16 protein-coding genes are annotated in these 19,728 nt (G+C 63.2%); 11 read left to right on the forward strand and 5 right to left on the reverse strand.

What is annotated here, in order from left to right; genetic code table 11:
* Positions 1-75: 75 nt before the first annotated feature.
* Complete coding sequence (locus DWX58_RS02960; RefSeq protein ID WP_118641964.1) at positions 76-1,275, forward strand: ATP-binding protein; 1,200 nt, start codon at positions 76-78, stop codon at positions 1,273-1,275.
* A gap of 69 nt (positions 1,276-1,344) precedes the next feature.
* Here the strand turns inward: DWX58_RS02960 and DWX58_RS02965 are convergent, their stop codons facing one another.
* On the reverse strand, positions 1,345-2,412 hold the full coding sequence (locus tag DWX58_RS02965) for a branched-chain amino acid aminotransferase (protein ID WP_118641528.1): 1,068 nt from the start codon (positions 2,410-2,412) through the stop codon (positions 1,345-1,347).
* A 324-nt stretch (positions 2,413-2,736) separates the two neighbouring features.
* Here DWX58_RS02965 and DWX58_RS02970 point away from each other — a divergent pair, with 324 nt between their 5' ends.
* The 6 genes from DWX58_RS02970 (at position 2,737) to ftsH (ending at position 10,748) form a co-directional block, all read left to right on the forward strand.
* The gene (locus DWX58_RS02970; protein ID WP_118641529.1) at positions 2,737-4,719 is read left to right on the forward strand and encodes a DHH family phosphoesterase; all 1,983 of its coding nucleotides are present in this window, start codon (positions 2,737-2,739) and stop codon (positions 4,717-4,719) included.
* Between the two features lie 86 nt (positions 4,720-4,805).
* Positions 4,806-5,255, forward strand: coding sequence for a 50S ribosomal protein L9 (rplI, locus tag DWX58_RS02975; protein WP_118641530.1), 450 nt, complete (start codon positions 4,806-4,808; stop codon positions 5,253-5,255).
* Between the two features lie 135 nt (positions 5,256-5,390).
* Positions 5,391-6,746 carry a replicative DNA helicase gene (dnaB, locus tag DWX58_RS02980; protein WP_118641531.1) on the forward strand — a complete coding sequence of 452 codons (1,356 nt, stop codon included), beginning with the start codon at positions 5,391-5,393 and terminating at the stop codon, positions 6,744-6,746.
* 60 nt (positions 6,747-6,806) lie between these two features.
* The gene (tilS, locus tag DWX58_RS02985) at positions 6,807-8,255 is read left to right on the forward strand and encodes a tRNA lysidine(34) synthetase TilS (protein WP_118641532.1); all 1,449 of its coding nucleotides are present in this window, start codon (positions 6,807-6,809) and stop codon (positions 8,253-8,255) included.
* Positions 8,249-8,791: a hypoxanthine phosphoribosyltransferase gene (gene hpt / locus DWX58_RS02990; protein ID WP_118641533.1), complete on the forward strand. Its 543-nt coding sequence runs from the start codon at positions 8,249-8,251 to the stop codon at positions 8,789-8,791. The genes tilS and hpt overlap by 7 nt, the downstream gene beginning before the upstream one ends.
* Before the next feature lie 76 nt (positions 8,792-8,867).
* Positions 8,868-10,748 (forward strand): ATP-dependent zinc metalloprotease FtsH, encoded by a 1,881-nt coding sequence (gene ftsH, locus DWX58_RS02995; protein ID WP_118641534.1) that lies wholly within the window; start codon positions 8,868-8,870, stop codon positions 10,746-10,748.
* A 61-nt stretch (positions 10,749-10,809) separates the two neighbouring features.
* Here the strand turns inward: ftsH and DWX58_RS03000 are convergent, their stop codons facing one another.
* On the reverse strand, positions 10,810-12,603 hold the full coding sequence (locus tag DWX58_RS03000; RefSeq protein ID WP_199648661.1) for a HAMP domain-containing sensor histidine kinase: 1,794 nt from the start codon (positions 12,601-12,603) through the stop codon (positions 10,810-10,812).
* Between the two features lie 3 nt (positions 12,604-12,606).
* A complete protein-coding gene (locus DWX58_RS03005) occupies positions 12,607-13,293 on the reverse strand; it encodes a response regulator transcription factor (RefSeq protein WP_243093234.1) in 687 nt (228 codons plus the stop codon).
* Positions 13,294-13,642: 349 nt separating this feature from the next.
* Here DWX58_RS03005 and DWX58_RS03010 point away from each other — a divergent pair, with 349 nt between their 5' ends.
* Positions 13,643-14,050, forward strand: coding sequence for an RbsD/FucU family protein (locus DWX58_RS03010; protein WP_118641537.1), 408 nt, complete (start codon positions 13,643-13,645; stop codon positions 14,048-14,050).
* A 90-nt stretch (positions 14,051-14,140) separates the two neighbouring features.
* Here the strand turns inward: DWX58_RS03010 and DWX58_RS03015 are convergent, their stop codons facing one another.
* Positions 14,141-15,082, reverse strand: coding sequence for a ribokinase (locus DWX58_RS03015; protein WP_347559146.1), 942 nt, complete (start codon positions 15,080-15,082; stop codon positions 14,141-14,143).
* A gap of 244 nt (positions 15,083-15,326) precedes the next feature.
* Here DWX58_RS03015 and DWX58_RS03020 point away from each other — a divergent pair, with 244 nt between their 5' ends.
* The 3 genes from DWX58_RS03020 to DWX58_RS03030 all read left to right on the forward strand — a co-directional run bounded on the left by DWX58_RS03020 (position 15,327) and on the right by DWX58_RS03030 (position 19,218).
* The gene (locus DWX58_RS03020) at positions 15,327-15,842 is read left to right on the forward strand and encodes a shikimate kinase (RefSeq protein WP_118641539.1); all 516 of its coding nucleotides are present in this window, start codon (positions 15,327-15,329) and stop codon (positions 15,840-15,842) included.
* Between the two features lie 73 nt (positions 15,843-15,915).
* Complete coding sequence (locus DWX58_RS03025; RefSeq protein WP_118641540.1) at positions 15,916-17,823, forward strand: DEAD/DEAH box helicase; 1,908 nt, start codon at positions 15,916-15,918, stop codon at positions 17,821-17,823.
* A 57-nt stretch (positions 17,824-17,880) separates the two neighbouring features.
* A complete protein-coding gene (locus DWX58_RS03030) occupies positions 17,881-19,218 on the forward strand; it encodes a butyryl-CoA:acetate CoA-transferase (protein ID WP_118641541.1) in 1,338 nt (445 codons plus the stop codon).
* A 53-nt stretch (positions 19,219-19,271) separates the two neighbouring features.
* Here the strand turns inward: DWX58_RS03030 and DWX58_RS15305 are convergent, their stop codons facing one another.
* Positions 19,272-19,433, reverse strand: coding sequence for a hypothetical protein (locus tag DWX58_RS15305; protein ID WP_199648663.1), 162 nt, complete (start codon positions 19,431-19,433; stop codon positions 19,272-19,274).
* Positions 19,434-19,728: the final 295 nt, after the last annotated feature.

Here is a 19,728-nt window from a genome sequence, read left to right on the forward strand (position 1 = left end):
AGCCCCCCTTGGTTGACAAGGGCAGAGGCAGACATTAAAATGGAACCGGAATACCACAAAAAGGGAGAATGGGCCATGAATCTGAATGCATTGCATACCGCTCTGGGCGGTATTTGTACCTATCGTCCCCTGATGGACACCCCCCTCATGCAGGCGGTGTCCCAGCTGCTGATCACCTGCGGCTTCGGCAACGGAGAGCGCGCCCTGGATCTGTACGGGCAGGTCTTTTACCTGCTGCGGTCGGAGGGCTTCCAGGGCCTTGGGGACTGGCTGTGGGACTACCTGCGCTACTGCGACAGCCCCTACGGTGCTCTGGCCGAGCGGGGCGAGAAGGACCCCGCCCTGGAGGAGGGCGCCCGGCGGGATGTGGAGACCCTGGTGCTGCTGGCCGAGACCGACTGCGACCGGTACATCGACGCCATGAAAAGCGCCCTGTCCGCCGACTACGCCCCGGTGCTGGCCGGGCTGCCCCGGTGGAAGTCGGGAGCTCCCTTTGACTTTGCCAAGCTCACCGATTTTTACCGCGCCCACGGCTGCGGCCTCTACGCCCGGTACCGTGCCTTCCTGTGGGAGGAGGGGGCGCTCATCCCCGTGGCCGACCCCGATTGTCCCAAGCCCCAGGACCTGCTGGGCTACGAGCTGCAGCGGGGCCAGGTGGAGCAGAACACCCGCCAGCTTATTTCCGGCCGCCAGGCCAACAACGTCCTCCTCTTCGGAGACGGCGGCACCGGCAAGTCGGCCACAGTGAAGTCCATGCTCTACCTGCCCGGAATGGAGGACCTGCGCCTCATCGAAATCCAGAAGGAGAACCTCACCGGCCTGCCCCGGCTGATGCGCTCTCTCAACGGGCGGCGTCAGAAGTTCATCCTGTTCATTGACGATCTGGCCTTTGACCAGGATGACAAGACCTACTCCTCCCTGAAGACCATTCTGGAGGGCAGCCTGGAAAAGCGGCCGGTGAACGTGGCCATCTACGCCACCTCCAACCGCCGCCACCTGGTACGCCAGACCTTCACCGACCGGGCGGGAGATGAGGTGGACACCTTTGAAACCATCTCGGAAAAGACCGCTCTGGCCGAGCGCTTCGGTCTGCGCATCCCCTACCTGACCATGAACAAGGACGGCTACCTGGCCCTGGTGGACTATCTGGCCCAGCAGGCGGGCATCTCCATGGACCCCAAGGAGCTCCACGCCCAGGCCATGACCTGGGAGATCCGCCACTCCGGCCGCACCCCCCGGGTGGCCCGGCAGTTCATCGCCAGCCTGCACCCCTGAAGAAGGAAAAAGCCCCGGAGGCAGTTGCCTCCGGGGCTCGTTTCATCTCTGGTATGTGTCGGGACTGGCTCAGCACACCTTCATGGTCCAACCGTGGGTGTCGGCCACGCGGCCCCACTGGATGCCGGTGAGCTCATCATACAGACGCTGAGTGATCTCACCGATCTGGTTGTTGCTGACGGTGACCTTCTTGTCGCCCATGGCCAGCTCGCCGATGGGGGAGACAACGGCAGCGGTGCCGGTGCCCCAGGCCTCCTCCAGCTCGCCCTTCTCGGCGGCCTCGAAGAGCTCCTCAGCGGAGATGCGGCGCTCCTCCACCTCGTAGCCCCAGTCCTTCAGCAGCTGGATGCAGGAGCGGCGGGTGATGCCGGGCAGCACGGAGCCGTTCAGGTCGGGGGTGATGATCTTGCCGGCCACCTTGAACATAACGTTCATGGAGCCGACCTCTTCAATGTACTTGCGGTGCACGCCGTCCAGCCACAGCACCTGGCTGTAACCGGCCTTCTCGGCCCGGTCACCGGCCCGCAGGGAGGCGGCGTAGTTGCCGCCGGTCTTGGCCATACCGGTACCGCCGCGGACCGCGCGGACATCCTGGTCCTCAACGTAAATCTTCACGGGGTTCAGACCCTCGGGATAGTAGGCGCCCACGGGGCAGACAATGACGATGTACTGCACGTGGTGGGAGGCATGGACACCCAGAGCGGGATCCAGGCCGATCATGAAGGGACGGATGTAGAGGGAGGTATCCTTCTCAGCGGGCACCCAGTCGCGCTCCAGCTTGACCAGCTCGGTAATGCCGGCCAGAGCCAGGTCGGCAGGAATCTCGGGCAGGCACATACGGGAGGCGGAGTTGTTCATCCGCTCGATGTTGCAGTCGGGGCGGAAGAGCTGGATGCTTCCGTCGGCGGTGCGGTAGGCCTTCAGGCCCTCAAAGATCTCCTCGGCGTAGTGCAGCACCTTGGCGGCGGGGTCAATGGGCAGCGGGCCGTAGGGGACGATGCGGGCGTCGTGCCAGCCCTGTCCCTCATCATAATCCACAATAAACATGTGGTCGGTCATATTCTTGCCAAACACCAGGGTGGAGGAATCAGGCTTTTCCTTCAGAGTGGCGGCACGGGTGATCTTGATCTCTTGCATTGTGGTTGCCTCCTAATTTCCTTTACTGGCTTACATTCCACACAAAAAGCATATCTCTGTGCGCCGGGACCAACGAGGTCCGGCGAATTTCATTCCTGCTCCCGTTTCCGCGGGGGGCCGTGCGGAATACGGCCGTTTCCTCCACATTATAGCAGTCTTTGTCCCCGGGTGCAACGGTCCTTTGCCCTTTCCGGAGAATTTTTGTGGCCCCGGGCCGCCTTTGTGCCTATTGTCTTTTCCCATGGGATTTGATATAATAAAATGCCTTTGTTATGGAATCCAATCTGAAAATTTTTGCGACACGCAGGAAAGGGGGACGTACCGTTGAACCGGAAGATTTCTCAGCTGTTTCAGCCCAGCTTCCAGCTCTATTTCGTCTGCCTGATCGTATTTGCCGGGATTTCCGCCCTGTTCTCTCTGCCCCTGGCGGCAGCGGAGCTGGCCGTGGTCGCCTGTCTGGGACTTTATAACCGACAGAGCAACCGCCGCCGTCGCCGTGAAATCTCCAAATACCTGGAAAATTTCACCGGTACAGTGGACACCGCCACCCGGGACACCATGACCAACTCGCCTCTGCCCATGATCATCTTCCGGCCGGAGAGCGACGACATCATCTGGACCAACGACCGCTTTCTCCAGCTCACCGGTCAGCGGGAGCACCTCTTTGACGCCAAGTTCTCCGCCCTGATCCCCGGCTTCGACACCCGGTGGCTCATGGAGGGCAAGAGCGCCTGTCCCAGCGAGGTGAGCTACGGCGGCCGGCGCTTCCTGGTCTTCGGCCATCTGGTGCGTACCGGCGGACGGAGCGGCGGTTTCCTGGCCACCCTCTACTGGGTGGATGTCACCGAGTTCTGCCTGGTGCGGGACCAGTACCGCGCCACCCGCCCGGTGGCCGCTGTGCTGCTGCTGGACAACTACGAGGAACTGATGAAAAACCTGACGGAGAACGAGCGCTCCGCCCTGGTCTCGGAGATCGACTCCCGTCTGGACGCCTGGGTGGCCCACACCGGCGGACTTCTCCGCCGCTATCAGCGGGAACGCTACCTCTTTATTTTCGAGGAGCAGTATCTGTCCCAGTTTGTGGAGAAGAAGTTTGACATTCTGGACACCATCCACCAGGTGGTCAACCCCAGCGGCATCAACGCCTCCCTGTCCATCGGCATCGGCCAGGACGGTGAGAGCTATCAGGAGCTTCTGCAGTTTGCCAACCTGTCCATCGACATGGCCCTGTCCCGGGGCGGTGACCAGGCGGTCATCCGCAACAAGTTTACCTTTGAATTCTACGGCGGCCGCTCCAAGGAGACGGAGAAGCGCACCAAGGTCAAGAGCCGGGTCATGGCCAACGCCCTGTCCTCCCTCATCGCCGACTCCTCCCAGGTGTTTATCATGGGCCACCGCTTCCCCGACAACGACTGTCTGGGCGCTGCGGCGGGCGTGTTTGCCCTGTGCCGGAAAAACGGCGTGCCGGTGCACATCATCCGGGAGGCGGGCACTCCCCCGGCCCAGGAGCTCATCGACAAGCTGGCCCAGCTGCCCGAATATCAGGACTGCTTCCTCTCTCCCCAGGAGGCCCTGCTCATTGCCGACACCCGCTCCCTGGCGGTGGTGGTGGACACCAACCGCCCCGAGCAGGTCCAGGCGGAGGATCTGCTGAAGTCCTGCAACCGGGTGGCGGTCATTGACCATCACCGCCGTGCGGCCACCTACATCGAGGGCGCGGCTCTGAACTATCACGAGCCCTACGCCTCCTCTGCATCCGAGCTGGTCACCGAGCTTCTCCAGTACGTCATGGAGCCCAACCAGCTGCTGCGCACCGAGGCCGAGGCCCTGCTGGCGGGCATCGTGCTGGACACCAAGAACTTCACCATGCGCACCGGCGGACGCACCTTTGAGGCTGCCGCCTTCCTGCGCCGCTCCGGTGCCGACACCGCTGAGGTGAAAAAGCTCTACCAGAATGATCTGTCCGGCACCATCGCCAAGTATTCCATTATCCAGAACGCCAAGCTCTACCGGGAGCACATCGCCATCGCTGTGGCCAACCGTCCCGTGGGCCGGGTGATTGCGGCCCAGGCTGCCGACGAGCTTCTGAACATCATCGGCATCGACACCTCCTTCGTCCTGGCCCCTGACGGGGAACGGGTGGTTATCTCCGCCCGCTCCATGGGGGACACCAACGTCCAGGTGATTCTGGAGCAGCTGGGCGGCGGCGGCAACGCCGCGGCGGCAGGCGGACAGGTGTCCGGCAAGACCCTGGAGCAGGTCACCGTGGAGCTGGCCCAGGCCATCGACCGCTATCTGGATTCCTGACCGGGGCGGCGGGATTTCCCCTGTTTACCCCACATTTTTGCAATATTGTAATTTAAAAATACTCACTGTATTTGGAGGAACACATTATGAAAGTCATTTTACAGCAAGACGTAAGAGGCCAGGGCAAGAAGGGCCAGTTGGTGGACGTGTCCGACGGCTACGCCCGCAACTTCCTGCTGCCCAAGAAGCTGGCCGTCATCGCCACCGCCGAGAACCTGAACACCATGAAGCAGCAGGAGAAGGCCCGCAAGGCCCAGGAGGCTGCCGAGAAGGCGGAGGCTGAGGCCACTGCCAAGAAGCTCGAAGGCCTGATGGTCAAGATCCCCGCCAAGGCCGGCGAGGGCGGACGGCTCTTCGGCGCCGTCACCGCCAAGGAGGTCTCCGAGGCCCTGGCCGCCCAGCACGGCGTTACCATCGCCAAGGCCAAGCTGGTGCTGGAGGAGCCCATCAAGGCCTGCGGCGGCTACCAGATCAAGGCCAAGCTGGGCTATGAAGTGGTGGGCACCGTCAACGTGATGGTGGTGGAGGAAAAGTAAGCCGAAGGTTTACGTTTTCTTCCATCCATACTTGCAGTGTATGGGGTGCGCCCTGCGGCGCTTCAAGCCGTCCGGCCTGTCCGGACGCTCCCCTTATTTCTGATGTCTCATTCCAACTTGGAAGGCGGTGACAACATGGCTCTGGAGGATGAAGAACTGCTCTTGAAGCAGCTGCCCCACTCCGTGGAAGCGGAGCAGGCGGTGCTGGGCTCCATGCTCATTGACCCCCGGTGCGTGCCGGAGGTCATTGACAAGCTGCGCCCGGACGACTTCTACCTGCGGCAGAACCGGGAGATCTACGAGACCATCTACTCCATGTTCAACTACTCCCTCACCATTGACCCGGTGACGGTGCTGGAGAACATGAAGCAGAACGGAGTCTACGACGAGAACCAGTCCCGGAGCTACATGCTCCAGCTCATGGACACCACCCCTACCGCCGCCAATGTCAAGGAATACATTGACATTCTCAAGGACAAGACCCTGCTGCGCCGGGTGGCCGAGACCGCAGGCGATCTCACCGCCATGATTCAGCAGGGCACCGACACCGGCCAGGACATTCTGGAGGCGGCGGAGCAGCGCATCTACGCCATCCGCCAGGGCCGCGCCGCCCGGGGGCTGACCCCCATCTCCGACGTACTCATTGACGTGTACGACCGGCTCAGTGAGCTGGCCGCCAGCGACAGCGCCATCCCCGGTATGTCCACCGGACTGCGGGATCTGGACCGGGCCATCTCCGGCCTCAACAAGTCCGACCTCATTCTTCTGGCCGCCCGTCCCGGTATGGGTAAGACCTCCATGGCCTTGAACATCCTGCTGGAGGCTGGAAAGAAATCGGGCAAGACGGTGGCCTTTTTCTCCTTGGAAATGAGCCGGGAGCAGCTGGCTCTCCGTCTTATCTCCAGCGAGTGCTTCGTGGACAACAAGAAGCTGGTCACCGGCAAGCTCACCGAGGAGGACTGGGAGAAGGTGGCGGTGGCCGCCGACTCCCTCACCCGCTCCAAAATTCTCATTGACGACGACTCCTCCGTTTCGGTGGCCGACATCAACGCCAAGTGCCGCCGGGTGGAGGATCTGGGCCTGGTGGTCATCGACTACCTGCAGCTGATGCAGTCCGCCGGAGGCAAGACCCGCTCCAGCGACAACCGGCAGCAGATCGTCTCGGACATTTCCCGGTCCCTGAAAATCATGGCCAAGGAACTGAATGTCCCCGTTCTCTGCCTCAGCCAGCTCTCCCGTGCCAACGAGTCCCGTACCGACAAGCGCCCCATGCTCTCCGACCTGCGTGAGTCGGGCGCCATCGAGCAGGACGCCGACATCGTGCTCTTCCTCTACCGGGAGGGCTACTACAACAAGGACACGGAGAACCCCAACCTGGCCGAGTGCATCGTGGCCAAGAACCGCCACGGCGAGACCCGCACGGTGGAGCTGCAGTGGCTGCCCGACTTCACCACCTTCAGCGACATCGAGTGGCAGCACAGCGAATACTGATGATTGGCAGGGACGGGTACGATTTCGTTCCCGCAACCTGTGTTCCATTTGGGAGGTACCATGCTGGAATCCATGGAAGCGCTGATCCGGGAGCATGGGATGCTCCCCAAGGGCTGCACGGTGCTGTGCGCCGTGTCCGGCGGAGCAGACTCCGTGTGCCTGCTCCACGCCCTCTATCACCTGCGTCCCAGGCTGGGGTTCTCTCTGGCCGCCGCCCACTATAACCACCAGCTGCGTGGGGAGGAGGCGGACCGGGACGCCCGGTTTGTGGAGCAGTTTGTCTCGGAATGCTGCGGTGAGGACCGTCTGCCCGACGGGCGGGTGCTCCCCGCCGTTCCCCTGTTTTCCGGCAGCGGAGACGTGGCCTCCCAGGCCGCCCTGCTGGGGCAGGGCATTGAAGAGACTGCCCGGGACATGCGCTATGCCTTTCTCCGTCAGGCGGCTCGGGAGGCGGGCGCTACCCTCATCGCCACCGCCCACACCGCCGACGACAACAGCGAAACCATTCTCTTTCACCTGGCCCGGGGCTCCGGCCTGCGGGGATTGACGGGCATCGCCCCTGTACGGGGCGACCTCATCCGCCCCCTGCTGTCCACCCAGCGCCGGGAGATCGAGGAATATCTGTGTTACTACGGCCTGCCCTGGCGGGAGGACTCCTCCAACGCCGACGACGCCTACGCCCGAAACCGCATCCGCCACCAGGTGGTACCCGTGCTGGAGGACCTGTTCCCCGGCTTTTCCGCCCGGCTGGCGGGCTGCGCGGGCCGGCTGCGGGCCGACGAGGCCTTTCTGGAGGAACAGGCCAAAATTCTCTCCGGCCAGGCCCAGGTTCTGCCCCAGGGCCTCTCCCTCCCCGCCTGGCTCATTGCCGACGCCCCCGGCCCCGTGGCCGTCCGGGCGGTGCGGCAGCTCATGGGCACCCTCAACGGGGGCGACCAGGACTGCGGGGCGGCCCATCTGGAGAGTCTGGTGCGGCTGTGCCGCAGTGAGGACCCCTCCGCCCGGCTGAGCCTGCCCTACGGCCTTACGGCCCGGCGGGAATATGACCTCTTGGTCCTCACCCGGGACACCACGCCCCAGGTTCTGGAACCTGTCCCCCTGGCCCTGCCCGGGGAAACCCAGGCATCCCCCTTCCTGATACGCTGTTCCCCCGCGGTCTACGCAGGGCAGCGCCAGGGCCCCTTTGACTTCTGGCTGGACGCCCGGCCCGGCGAAGGGGTGACCCTCCGCCCCCGGCGCACCGGCGACCGGCTCAAATTGCCGGGCCGGCCGGAGAAAACCCTGAAAAAGTGGTTTATTGACGAAAAAATACCCCAGTCCCGCCGGGACTGCCTGCCCGTTCTGGATTGGGACGGGCAGGTGGCCGCCGCCGCCGGTCTGGGCCCGGACGCCGCCTTTCTCCCCCATGAGGGGCAGGCCGCCTGGCATATCATCATCACCCCCCTCCTGACTCGGTCCGCCGGGGACGGGACGGAATCATCATCTGGAAAGGAAGCAGAATCATGCTAGAGAAGGACATCCAGGAAGTACTGTTCAGCGAGGAGCAGCTGAAGGCCCGGGTACAGGAGATCGCCCGGGAGATCGAGCGGGATTACGCCGGAAAGGAGATCATGCTCATCAGCGTGCTGCGGGGCTCCTTCATCTTTATGGCCGACCTGTGCCGGGCCATCGACCTGCCCTGCACCCTGGACTTTATGGCTGTCTCCTCCTACGGGAAGGGCACCTCCTCCAGCGGCCAGGTGCAGATCACCAAGGACCTGTCTGAGGACATCTCCGGCCGCCACATCATCGTGGTGGAGGACATTCTGGACAGCGGCAACACCCTGAGCTACCTGCTGAAAATTCTGGAGCACCGCCACCCCGCCTCCATCCGTCTGTGCACCCTGCTGGACAAGCCGGAGCGGCGGACCAAGCCGGTGGAGCTCCACTACTGCGGTTTCACCATTCCCGACGCCTTCGTGGTGGGCTACGGTCTGGACTACGCGGAACAGTACCGCAACCTGCCCTATATCGGCATTCTCAAGCCCCAGGTCTACGGCGGCTGAGCCGGCTGGACCCTGACGGGGGACGATTGGCGGATCTTCCCCCGGGCTATCCTGCCGCCGGAAAGGACGAAATTCCATGAGAAAATTCAGTCCCCGGGACCTGACCCTCTATCTGCTGGTCATCATGCTGATGCTCTTTGCCATCACCTCCCTCCAGCAGATGAATCAGGCGGACGGTCCCACATACAGCGATATCCGCGCCCTCTTTGTGCAGGAGAAGGTGTCCTACTTCGAACTGGAGGACAACACCCTCACCCTCACCCTGCGGGAAGAGGACGGCAAGACCTCCACCGTCACCTACCAGGTGGCCCGCCCCGACTGGCTCTACCAGGACCTGCACCAGCTGTGGGAGGATCAGATGGAGGCCGGCCTGCTGCGCTACGACCTGCCCCCGGGAGTGGAGAGCTCCTGGTGGTATAACTACCTGCCCTACCTCTTTGGACTGGTGCTGGTGGGCTTCTTCATGTACCTTCTCTACCGCCAGCGCTCCGCCATGGGCGGCGGTGGGGGCGGCGCTCCCGGTGCCTCCCGCTTCGGCCACGCCCGCACCCGCACCCTGGCTGACCAGGGCAAACGGGTCACCTTTGACGATGTGGCAGGGGCTGAGGAGGAGAAGGAGGAGCTGCAGGAGATCGTCCAGTTCCTCCGGGACCCCCAGAAGTTTACCGCTCTGGGCGCCCGCATCCCCAAGGGCGTACTGCTGGTGGGCCCTCCGGGCACCGGTAAGACCCTCATCGCCAAGGCGGTGGCCGGCGAGGCCGGGGTCCATTTCCTGTCCATCTCGGGCTCTGACTTTGTGGAACTCTATGTGGGCGTGGGCGCCAGCCGGGTCCGCGACCTCTTTGACCAGGCCAAGAAGGAGGCCCCGGCCATCGTCTTCATCGACGAGATCGACGCCGTGGGCCGCCAGCGCGGCGCCGGCCTGGGCGGCGGCCACGACGAGCGGGAGCAGACTCTGAACCAGCTGCTGGTGGAAATGGACGGCTTTGGCTCCAACGAGGGCGTCATTGTGCTGGCCGCCACCAACCGCCAGGACATTCTGGACCCCGCCCTGCTCCGTCCCGGCCGCTTCGACCGCCAGATTTATGTGGGCCTGCCCGACATCAAGGGCCGGGAGGACATCCTGAAGGTCCACGCCAAGAAAAAGCCCCTGGCCGAGGATGTGTCCCTGCGGGAGATTGCCCAGTCCACCGCCGGCTTCACCGGCGCCGACCTGGAGAACCTCCTGAACGAGGCAGCCCTGCTGGCTGCCCGGGCGGATAAGCGGTTCATTACCATGGAGGACCTCCATGAGGCTATGATGAAGGTCATCGCCGGCCCGGAGAAGAAGAGCCGGGTGGTCACTCCCCACGCCAAAAAGCTCACCGCCTATCACGAGGCCGGCCACGCCGTGGTCATCCACGAGCTGTCCTCCCAGGACCCAGTCCATCAGATCACCATCATTCCCCGTGGTCCTGCCGGCGGCATGACCATCTCCCTGCCCAGCGAGGACAAGGCCTATCTGTCCCGGAAGGAGCTGGAAGAGCGCATCGCCGTGTGTCTGGGCGGACGGGTGGCCGAGCAGATCATTCTGGGGGATATCTCCACCGGTGCCTCCAGCGACATCCAGAAGGCCTCCCAGATTGCCCGGAACATGGTCACCAAGTACGGCATGAGCCAGAGGCTGGGCACCATCGCCTACGGCAACGAGAGCGACGAGATTTTCATCGGCCGCTCCATGGCCCAGACCCGCACCTACTCCGAGGAGGTGGCCGGCCAGATCGATCAGGAGGTCAAGGCCATTGTGGACGGCGCCTACCACCGCTGCGAGGAGATTCTCAACCGGTGCCGCAGTCAGCTGGAGCTCACTGCCCGCTATCTGCTGGACCACGAGACCATGGACGCCCAGGTCTTTGCCAAGGTCTTCACCGACCCCCAGGCGGAGGAGTTTGCCGCCTACGCCGACTCAGAGGTCTGAGTCCTTCTTTCAAAAAAGAGCAGCGCGAACCTTCCGGTTCGCGCTGCTTTTTCGTTTGTCATCAGGTGTCCAGGGGCAATGTGATCCAGAAGGCCGGGCCGCCGGGCCGGTTCTCCACGCCGCAGCCTCCCCCGTGGGCCAGCACTGCCGCTCGGACAATGGTCAGGCCCAGGCCGGTGCCGCCGCTGTCCCGGCTCCGGGACTTGTCTCCCCGCCAGAAGGGCTCCCACAGCCGGGGCAGATCCTCCTCCGGGATCGGCTCTCCCTCGTTCTCCACAGTCAGGCGGGCAAGGCCCTTCTCTTTTTTCAGCTCTACCCGGATGGTCCCTCCGGGTTTGCAGTGGCGCAGGGCGTTGGAGGCCAGATTGTCCAGGATCTCCCGCAGCTTCTCCCCGTCCCCCGCCAGCCAGGTCTCCTCCAGGGTCTGGGAGCGTGTGATGTGCTTCTGCTCCAGAGGCAGGGCCAAGCGGTCAAAGGCCTCCTCCGCCAGAGCGGACAGCTCCAGCACCTCAACGTTGAGGGGCACCCCCGCCTCCAGGCGGCTCAGCTCCAGCAGGCTGCCCACCAGGGCGGCCATGCGGTCGCTCTCCTCCAGCACCACGTCCAGATACTCCTCCCGCTTCCGGGGGTCAATGTCCTCCCGCAGAGATTCAGCGTGGGCCCGGAGCACCGCCAGGGGCGTTTTCAGCTCGTGGGCCGCTGAGCGGGTGAAGTCCCGCTCCCGCTCCAGCTGGCCCTCCAGCTTATCCTGGGCGGCATTGAAGGCGGCGGCCAGGGTGTTGAGCTCCCGCACCGGCCCGTCCGCCCGGCATCGCCCCTCTTCCGTCTGACGGCACAGCTCCTCCGTGGGCTGGGTCACCTTTTTGGATAGCTTGGCCGAGAGGATGAGGGCAGCCAGGGCGGTAATGACCAGCAGGGTCAGGTAGGTCCCCCAGTTGGTCCGCAGGACATAGGGGGCGGTCTGGTACTGGCCGGCCACATAGCGCAGGACGTAATTGTTGGTATTGTACGTTCCCAGAGCAAAGCCGCCGCTGTGGATCACGGCCCGATCCTCATCCGCCAGGATCCGGTTCAGGATGGCGTTGGCCTCCAGATAATTGTCCAGCCGCCGCTCCATGTCGGTGTAGCCGTCCCTCCCGTCGCTGCTCCAGGAGGGAAGGAGGACGCTGCGTACCTGCATATACTTCAGCTCCAGGGTAACGGGATCTGCTCCCTGGTTGTCGGTCTCCACCATGAGTTCTGTGGTCCCGTCGGGGTGAACCAGCTCTATTTTCTGCACCGCCAGGGTGTGTCCCACCTCCTGGACGCCCGTCACCCGGGCCCAGGTGCCGTCGTAGGGGGACTGCCCGCTGTCCACCTCTGTGCCCAGGGGGTAGACGGCGTACGCCCATCCATTGCGGTGGTCTATGAGCCACCGGGCCAGCTCCATCTGTCCCTCCCGGTCCAGCCCCTGGTCAAAGGTCAGGTACCACCGCTGGCCCTGATCCACCCCCGCCTCGTGGCCGTAGCCCCAGGCGATCTGGCTGCGGAAGACCTCCCCCGTCTCCTCCTCCCGGGCCAGCAGGGCCAGCCCGCCGTCCATATTATCCAGCCTTCCAAGGACCGTGTTGCTCAGCTGTTCACGCAGGATGCTGCCCGCGTCCTCCGCGCCCTTTGCCCGGTTGTCCTCGTAGAACTGCCAGTACTCCTCCAGGGCGTCCCGGGCCTGTTGCCGGGCCAGGGCCACCCGGCTGTCCACCGCCTCCACCTCCCCGTGAAACAAAATCGCCACCACCCCCAGCCACAACAGGGCAAAGGTGATGGCCAGGGGGGCCAGCAGCCGCCGGCGCAGGGATCTGGCCTTCTCTTTCTTCATGGGTTACACCTCCTCCAGCCGATAGCCTGTTTTATACACCGTCTTGATCTGCCCGCCCGCCGGGCCCAGGGTGGCCCGCAGGCTGCGGATGCGCACGTCCACCGCCCGGTCATCCCCCTCGAAGTCCAGCCCCCACACCTTGTCCAGAAGCTGCGCCCGGGTGAGCACCTGCCCACGGTTGCGCATGAGACACAGCAGCAGGTCATACTCCCGGGGGGACAGCTTGACCACCTTCCCCGCCGCGGTGCAGCTCCGCCCCGCGGTGTCCAACGAGATGGCCCCGCAGGTGAGCACCTCCGTGCCGCCCCTGCTCCGGCGGATAAGGGCCCGGGTCTTGGCCAGCAGCACCGCCAGGGAGAAGGGCTTGGTCACGTAGTCGTCGCAGCCCAGGGCGTAGCCCCGAAGCATCTCCTCCTCGCCCCCCAAGGCGGTGAGGAACAAAATGGGCACAGCGCTTTTCTCCCGCACCGCTCGACACACCCCAAAGCCGTCCAGCCGGGGCATGAGCACATCCAGCAAAATGGCGTCGTAGTCGTGGTCCAGAAGAAGGTCCAGGGCCTCCTCCCCGTCCCGGGCCAGGTCGCACTCCAGACCGTGGGCGGCAAAGTAGTCCCGGACAATATCCCGGATCCGCTTTTCGTCCTCCACCAGCAGCACCCGCTCCATTTCCTTCTCCCTCCTTTCATCCATAGGATAGCCTCCCCATGTGTCCAAATTATGTTGAGCCGGAACATTTCCTCTTTGCCCGGACCATTTCAAAGAAAACTGGGTGTCCCAGTGCTTTGTTTCAGCCCTATTTTACCACAGAGCCGCCCCAAAGGAACGTCCGGTTTTTTGGTTCCCGGAGCGGGATGGCTGTTGCATTGTCTGTCCCCATTTTATATAATAGTTTTGACGGTCGGTCGCCGCAGCGTGCACCGGGCCAGGTCTCTCTCTTTTCCGAAGGCCCAGACGGAGCACCCCTCCAGGGATCCCGCCAAATCCACCTGCCGCCCTATGGGCGGCAGAATCGCAAACATCAGAACAGGAGGAACGTATTATGTTAAAAGGAAAGCTGATTCATCCGGACCTGATTGCGGCCCTGGCCCTCTGCGGCCACGGCGACAAGATCCTGATCGCCGACGGGAACTATCCTCTGGACTCCAAGACCGGCGACGCGGAGCTGGTCTATCTGGGCCTCACCCCCGGCATGCCCACCGTGACCGACGTGCTGGCCGCCCTCCAGAGCGTCATCAGCATTGAGAAGGCGGAGGTCATGGATCCCGGCGACGGCACCACCCCGGAAATCTATGAGGACTTTAAGGCCATGCTGCCTGACCTGAAGCTGGATGTGCTGGGTCACTATGAGTTCTATGATGCCTGCTGTCTTCCTCCTGTCCGTCTGGCTATCTCCACCGGCGAGAAGCGCACCTATGCCAACATCCTCATTACCGTAGGCGTGGCATAAGCAGAAGATCTCTTACATACAAGGATAACAAAGGTCCGGCCGTGGATGACCATGGCCGGACCTGTTTTTCGTTTCCTATGGCGGCGAGCCTCAGCCCCGCTCCTCCAAAAAGGCCGAAACCTGGCTTTCGTTGGGAATGGAGGGAGCCGCCCCCATGACGGACACCGCAAGGGCAGCGGCGGCAGAGGCCCGCCGCAGGCCCTCCTCCGCCGGCAGGCCCTGAGCCAAGGCGGCCACAAAATACCCGCAGAAGGTATCCCCCGCCGCCGTGGTATCCACCACCGGCACGGAATAAATGCCCCGGCTCAGCCGCTCCTCTCCCCGGGCGTACAGCACGCCCTGGTCGCCCACCGTGAGGACGATGGCGGCATCGGGGAACCGCTTGTGCAGCCCCTCCAGAACCTCCTGGTTGCTCCCTGTCACCCCGGAAAGAGCCGCTCCTTCGATTTCATTGAGTATAAAATACTCCACTAAATCCAGAGGGTAGTTCTCACACAGCTCCTTTGTGATGGGAGAGGGGTTGAATACCAGGCGCATGCCGCGCCGGTGGGCCCGCTCCATGATGTAGGGTACCTCGTTGATCTCATTTTGCAGGATGAGAAAATCCCCCGCGCCGAAATTGTCCAGCACCCCGTCAATGTAGGGACGGGTCAGCTTCACGTTGGTGCCGCCGTACACAATGATGCAGTTTTGTCCCCGCTCATTGATCTGAATGATGGCGTGCCCGCTGGGACCCTCCAGGGTCTGGAGATAACGCACATCCACTCCGCTTCCCTTCAGGGCCTCCACCAGCCCGGCGCCGTCAGTGCCCACCGCTCCTCCGTGATAAACGGCTCCTCCCGCCGCCCGGGCCGCCGCAATGGACTGGTTCAGTCCCTTCCCTCCGCAGAACTCCTCGTATCCCTGGGCCAGGATGGTTTCTCCCGCCTGCACAAACTCTTTCACATGGTAGGTCCTGTCCTGATTCAAGGACCCGAAATTCAAAATCTGATTCAAGTCGTCTCCCCCTGTCGTCTGATGTGCGCTGCACACTCTGCACCTTCGTTTTCCCGTTCCGTCATCCGCCGGTTGGAATGGTTTTGGTAATCAAATCATACGATGGCCGGCGCCTCTCTGTCAAGGTTTGGCCCTTCTCGGGCGACAAGCCGGAAAAGGCAGGAAGCTCGCTTTCCTTTTGCCGTTCCTCTCCTCCTTTTCGCCCTGCCTCCCCTTTCTTTTTTTCCGGAGCTATGGTATGATATAGGTTGAATTTGTCTGTAAAGGTTGGGAACCAGCATTGGAAAATATCGTGTTGATTGGCATGCCCGGCTCCGGAAAAAGCACCGTGGGCGTTCTTCTGGCCAAGGCCCTAGGCTACGGCTTTCTGGATGTGGATCTGGTAATCCAGCAGCGGGAGGGAGCGCTGCTCCAGGAAATTCTGGACACCAGGGGCGTGGAGGCCTTTCTGGACGCGGAGGAGGAGGCGGTCTGCTCCGTGTCCTGCACCGGAAACGTCATTGCGCCGGGGGGCAGCGCTATCTGTCGGGAAAAGGCTGCCCTTCACCTCAAGTCCCTGGGTCCGGTGGTCTATCTGAAGGTTCCCCTGGAGGAGCTGTCCCAGCGGATTCAGAACCTGTCCACCCGGGGTATTGCCATGGAGCCCGGCCAGACGCTGGCCGACATTCTGGCCTACCGTGCCCCCCTTTACGACAAATATGCCGACCTGGTCATCGACTGCGGCGGCGGCCAGACTCTGGCCCAGACCGCCCGAATCGTGCGGGAGCGTTTGGAAGAATTCCGCTCCCGCACGTGACCCCCTCCCCAGCCCGCGGGGACATGCTGCGGGCCGGGCGCTCCGGTGCCCGAATGCGTAAAGGAAGTATTGCATGACATTTCGTGAACTGGGGCTCTGTGCCCCCATTCTCTCCGCCCTGGAGGAGCAGGGCTACGAGCACCCCTCTCCCATTCAGGAGAAGGCCATTCCCCCCGCCCTGGAAGGGCGGGACGTACTGGGCTGCGCCCAGACCGGCACCGGCAAGACCTGTGCCTTCGCCACCCCCATTCTTCAGCGGCTCAGCGCGTCCCCGGTGAAGGGCCGCCCCATCCGGGCCCTCATCCTCACCCCCACCCGTGAGCTGGCCATTCAGATCGGGGAAAATTTTTCCGCCTACGGGAAGCACCTCCAACTGCACCACACCGTCATCTTCGGCGGCGTGGGCCAGAACCCCCAGGTGGAGGCTCTGAAGCGGGGCGTGGACATTCTGGTGGCCACCCCCGGCCGCCTCATGGATCTCCACGACCAGGGCTATATCTCCCTGGACGACCTGGAAATCTTCGTATTGGACGAGGCCGACCGCATGCTGGACATGGGCTTCATCCACGACGTACGGAAAATTCTCAAGTGGTTGCCCGTCCAAAAGCAGACCATGCTTTTTTCCGCCACCATGCCCCCGGAGATCGCCGATCTGGTCTCCTCCCTGCTTCGAAACCCCACTCGGGTGGCGGTGGATCCCGTCTCATCCCCGGTGGAGGCCATCCGTCAGTGGGTCTACCCGGTGGATAAGGCCAACAAGACCAGGCTGCTGGCCTGGCTCATGGAGCAGAAGCAGGTGAAAAACGCTCTGGTCTTCACCCGCACCAAGCACGGGGCCAACAAGGTGGCCCGGGACCTGGTGAAGGAGGGCATCTCCGCCGCCGCCATCCATGGCAACAAGAGCCAGACTGCCCGGCAGCAGGCCCTGGCCGACTTCAAGGCCGGACGCATCCGCTGTCTGGTGGCCACCGACATTGCCGCCCGGGGCCTGGACATTGAGGAACTGTCCCACGTCTTTAACTACAACCTCCCTGAGGTGCCTGAAACCTACGTCCACCGCATTGGCCGTACCGGCCGTGCAGGCCGGGGCGGCGAGGCCATCGCCTTCTGCGACTTTGCTGAGCAGCCTCTGCTGCGGGACATTGAAAAGCTCATCCACCGCTCCATCCCCAAGGTGGAGAACCACCCCTTCCCCATTGAGGTCTTTGAGGCCCCCAAGCGGGACAAACACGGCCGCATCATCAATGAGGAGGACGCGGAGGCCCGGGCCGCCGCCCGGGAAAAGCGCCGCGCCCGGGACGAGGAGCAAAAGGCTGCCGCCCGGGAGGAGCGGCTGGCCCGGCAGGAGAAGGAGGTTCAGGCTCTCCAGGCTCTGGAGGATCAGAAGGAGAGCAAGTCCAAGCGCCGCCGTCGCCGCCGAAAAAAGAGCGGTGAGGTCCAGGAGGCCGCAGTACAGGCTCCCCAGACTGCTCCCACCCAGGAGATTACCCCGACCCGGCCCAGCGAACCGGCCCGGCGCAATTCCTCGGCCCGCTCTGAGCGGCCCAAGCTGGTGCGCTCCGGCCACCTGATGGACACCGGGGACGCCATGCCCCGCACTGACTTCTACCGCCCCAACCCCCTGGACAGCGACGTCATTATGGACGCCACCGCCCGCCTGCTGGCCCCTCGCCGTCCGGTGCATGCCTCCCCCGCAGCGCCCGCCCGTCCCGAGCGGAGCAGCGAGCACAGCACCCGGCGCCGGAAGAAGAAAGCCGGTCCAGGGCAGGCCCCTAAGGCAGAGCACGCTTCTCAGACTGCCCCCATCCAAAAGCAGCCTGCCCCCAAGCAGGCTGCTGAGCGGCCGGAGAGCAACAAAAAGCGGCGGAATCGCTCCGGCGGGCGGCATGAGCCCGACCTGGAGTCCCACCGCCATCAGCCCAAGGACTCCACGGAGCAGCCCAGCCTCATGAAGCCCTACTATCTGGACATGGGCCGCTGACGCGGCCCCACCCTGAACACATAACCCCAATCTCTATCACATAGGAGGATTGACAATATGGATTATCAGGCTCTTTATCAGCAGAAGCTCACCACCCCTCAGGAGGCAGTGAAGGTAGTTCAGTCCGGCGACTGGGTGGACTACGGCTGGTGCACCAACCACCCCATCGCCCTGGACAAGGCCCTGGCCGCCCGGAAGGATGAGCTCCGGGACGTGAAGGTACGGGGAGGCGTCACCATGTGGATGCCCGAGATCGCCAAGGCTGATGACGCCGGCGACCACTTCACCTGGAACAGCTGGCACTGCAGCGGCATCGACCGGAAGATCATTACCAAGGGCATGGGCTTCTTCAGTCCCATGCGCTATTCCGAGCTGCCCCGGTTCTACCGGGAGAACCTGTCCGTGGATGTGGCCATGATTCAGGTCACCCCCATGGACAGCCACGGCAACTTCAGCTACGCTCTGGGCGCCTCCCACCTGGCCGACATGCTGGAGAAGGCCAAGACCATCATCGTGGAGGTCAACCAGAACCTGCCCTGGGTGTACGGTCTGACCGGCTGCGAAATCAACATCCAGGACGTGGACTACGTGGTAGAGGGTGAGAATCCCCCCGTGGCCCAGCTGGGCGGCGGCGGTGAGCCCACCGACGTGGACCGCGCCGTGGCCAAGCTCATTGTGGAGCAGATCCCCAACGGTGCCTGCCTGCAGCTGGGCATCGGCGGCATGCCCAACACCGTTGGCTCCATGATCGCCCAGTCCGACCTGAAGGACCTGGGCGTCCACACCGAGATGTACGTGGACGGCTTTGTGGACCTGGCTATGGCGGGCAAGATTACCGGCAAAAACAAGACTCTGGATAAGGGCCGTCAGGTGTACGCCTTCGCCGCCGGCACCCAGAAGCTCTATGACTACGTGAACCGCAACCCCGACGTCATGGCCGCTCCTGTGGACTACACCAACGACGTGCGGGTCATTGCCCAGCTGGACAACTTTATCTCCATCAACAACGCCATTGACATAGACCTCTTCGGCCAGGTCAACGCCGAGTCCGCCGGCCTCAAGCACATCTCCGGCACCGGCGGCCAGCTGGACTTCGTCATGGGCGCCTACCTGTCCAAGGGCGGCAAGAGCTTCATCTGTCTGTCCTCCACCGTCACCGGCAAGGACGGCACCGTGAAGAGCCGCATCGTGCCCACCCTCACCCCCGGCTCCATCGCCACCGACCCCCGCTCCTGCGTGCAGTACCTGGTCACCGAGTACGGTATGATCAACCTGAAGGGCCTGTCCACCTGGGAGCGCGCCGAGGCCATCATCTCCATCGCCCACCCCGACTTCCGGGAGCAGCTCATCCAGGACGCGGAGAAGATGCACATCTGGCGCCGCAGCAACAAGTAATCTTATGCTACAAAAAAGCACCCCGCGCCGTAAGCGCGGGGTGCTTTTTCTGTTCACATCAGCTCCCACTGGAAATTTTCCAGCTTCAGCTGGCTGCCCACCGTGGTCCCCTCGGGGAGGAGAAACATGGTGATGGAGTGGGGCTGTCCCTGGTCGCTCACCAGATCGGCATAGTCCCCGTTAATGGACTGGACGGTATAAAAGACAGGTTCCATGGCGCCTCCTTATAAAAGTCCTGTTTATTGGACTGTTCCTTTTGTAAAATCAGGGTGTAATCAGAGATGGTTACACACCGAATTTACAACATCCGGCGACACATTCGCCGCAGAAAGGAGCAAAACAGGATGGATTACAGCATTGTTTGGGTACGGGGGCATGTGGAAGTGTACGACTGGGCGGGCCGGTTTTGCTTCTCCGCCGACAACGAGCGGGAGGCCCGGGAGGAGCTGGAGCTCACCGCCTGAGCACAAGTCCAATATAAATTAGGGCGCCGGTTTCTCCGGCGCCCGT

The sequence above is a fragment of the Pseudoflavonifractor sp. AF19-9AC genome (genome assembly GCF_003478995.1).
Taxonomy (GTDB): Bacteria; Bacillota; Clostridia; order Oscillospirales; family Oscillospiraceae; genus Lawsonibacter.

What these genes read in the sequence shown, in the direction of transcription:
- DWX58_RS03000 (WP_199648661.1), bottom strand. Translation starts at nt 12,603, where the DNA reads ATGAAGAAAGAGAAGGCCAGATCCCTGCGCCGGCGGCTGCTGGCCCCC.
- DWX58_RS02965 (WP_118641528.1), bottom strand. Translation starts at nt 2,412, where the DNA reads ATGCAAGAGATCAAGATCACCCGTGCCGCCACTCTGAAGGAAAAGCCT.
- DWX58_RS03005 (WP_243093234.1), bottom strand. Translation starts at nt 13,293, where the DNA reads ATGGATGAAAGGAGGGAGAAGGAAATGGAGCGGGTGCTGCTGGTGGAG.
- DWX58_RS03025 (WP_118641540.1), top strand. Translation starts at nt 15,916, where the DNA reads ATGACATTTCGTGAACTGGGGCTCTGTGCCCCCATTCTCTCCGCCCTG.
- tilS (WP_118641532.1), top strand. Translation starts at nt 6,807, where the DNA reads ATGCTGGAATCCATGGAAGCGCTGATCCGGGAGCATGGGATGCTCCCC.
- rplI (WP_118641530.1), top strand. Translation starts at nt 4,806, where the DNA reads ATGAAAGTCATTTTACAGCAAGACGTAAGAGGCCAGGGCAAGAAGGGC.
- DWX58_RS03030 (WP_118641541.1), top strand. Translation starts at nt 17,881, where the DNA reads ATGGATTATCAGGCTCTTTATCAGCAGAAGCTCACCACCCCTCAGGAG.
- ftsH (WP_118641534.1), top strand. Translation starts at nt 8,868, where the DNA reads ATGAGAAAATTCAGTCCCCGGGACCTGACCCTCTATCTGCTGGTCATC.
- dnaB (WP_118641531.1), top strand. Translation starts at nt 5,391, where the DNA reads ATGGCTCTGGAGGATGAAGAACTGCTCTTGAAGCAGCTGCCCCACTCC.
- DWX58_RS03010 (WP_118641537.1), top strand. Translation starts at nt 13,643, where the DNA reads ATGTTAAAAGGAAAGCTGATTCATCCGGACCTGATTGCGGCCCTGGCC.
- DWX58_RS15305 (WP_199648663.1), bottom strand. Translation starts at nt 19,433, where the DNA reads ATGGAACCTGTCTTTTATACCGTCCAGTCCATTAACGGGGACTATGCC.
- hpt (WP_118641533.1), top strand. Translation starts at nt 8,249, where the DNA reads ATGCTAGAGAAGGACATCCAGGAAGTACTGTTCAGCGAGGAGCAGCTG.
- DWX58_RS02960 (WP_118641964.1), top strand. Translation starts at nt 76, where the DNA reads ATGAATCTGAATGCATTGCATACCGCTCTGGGCGGTATTTGTACCTAT.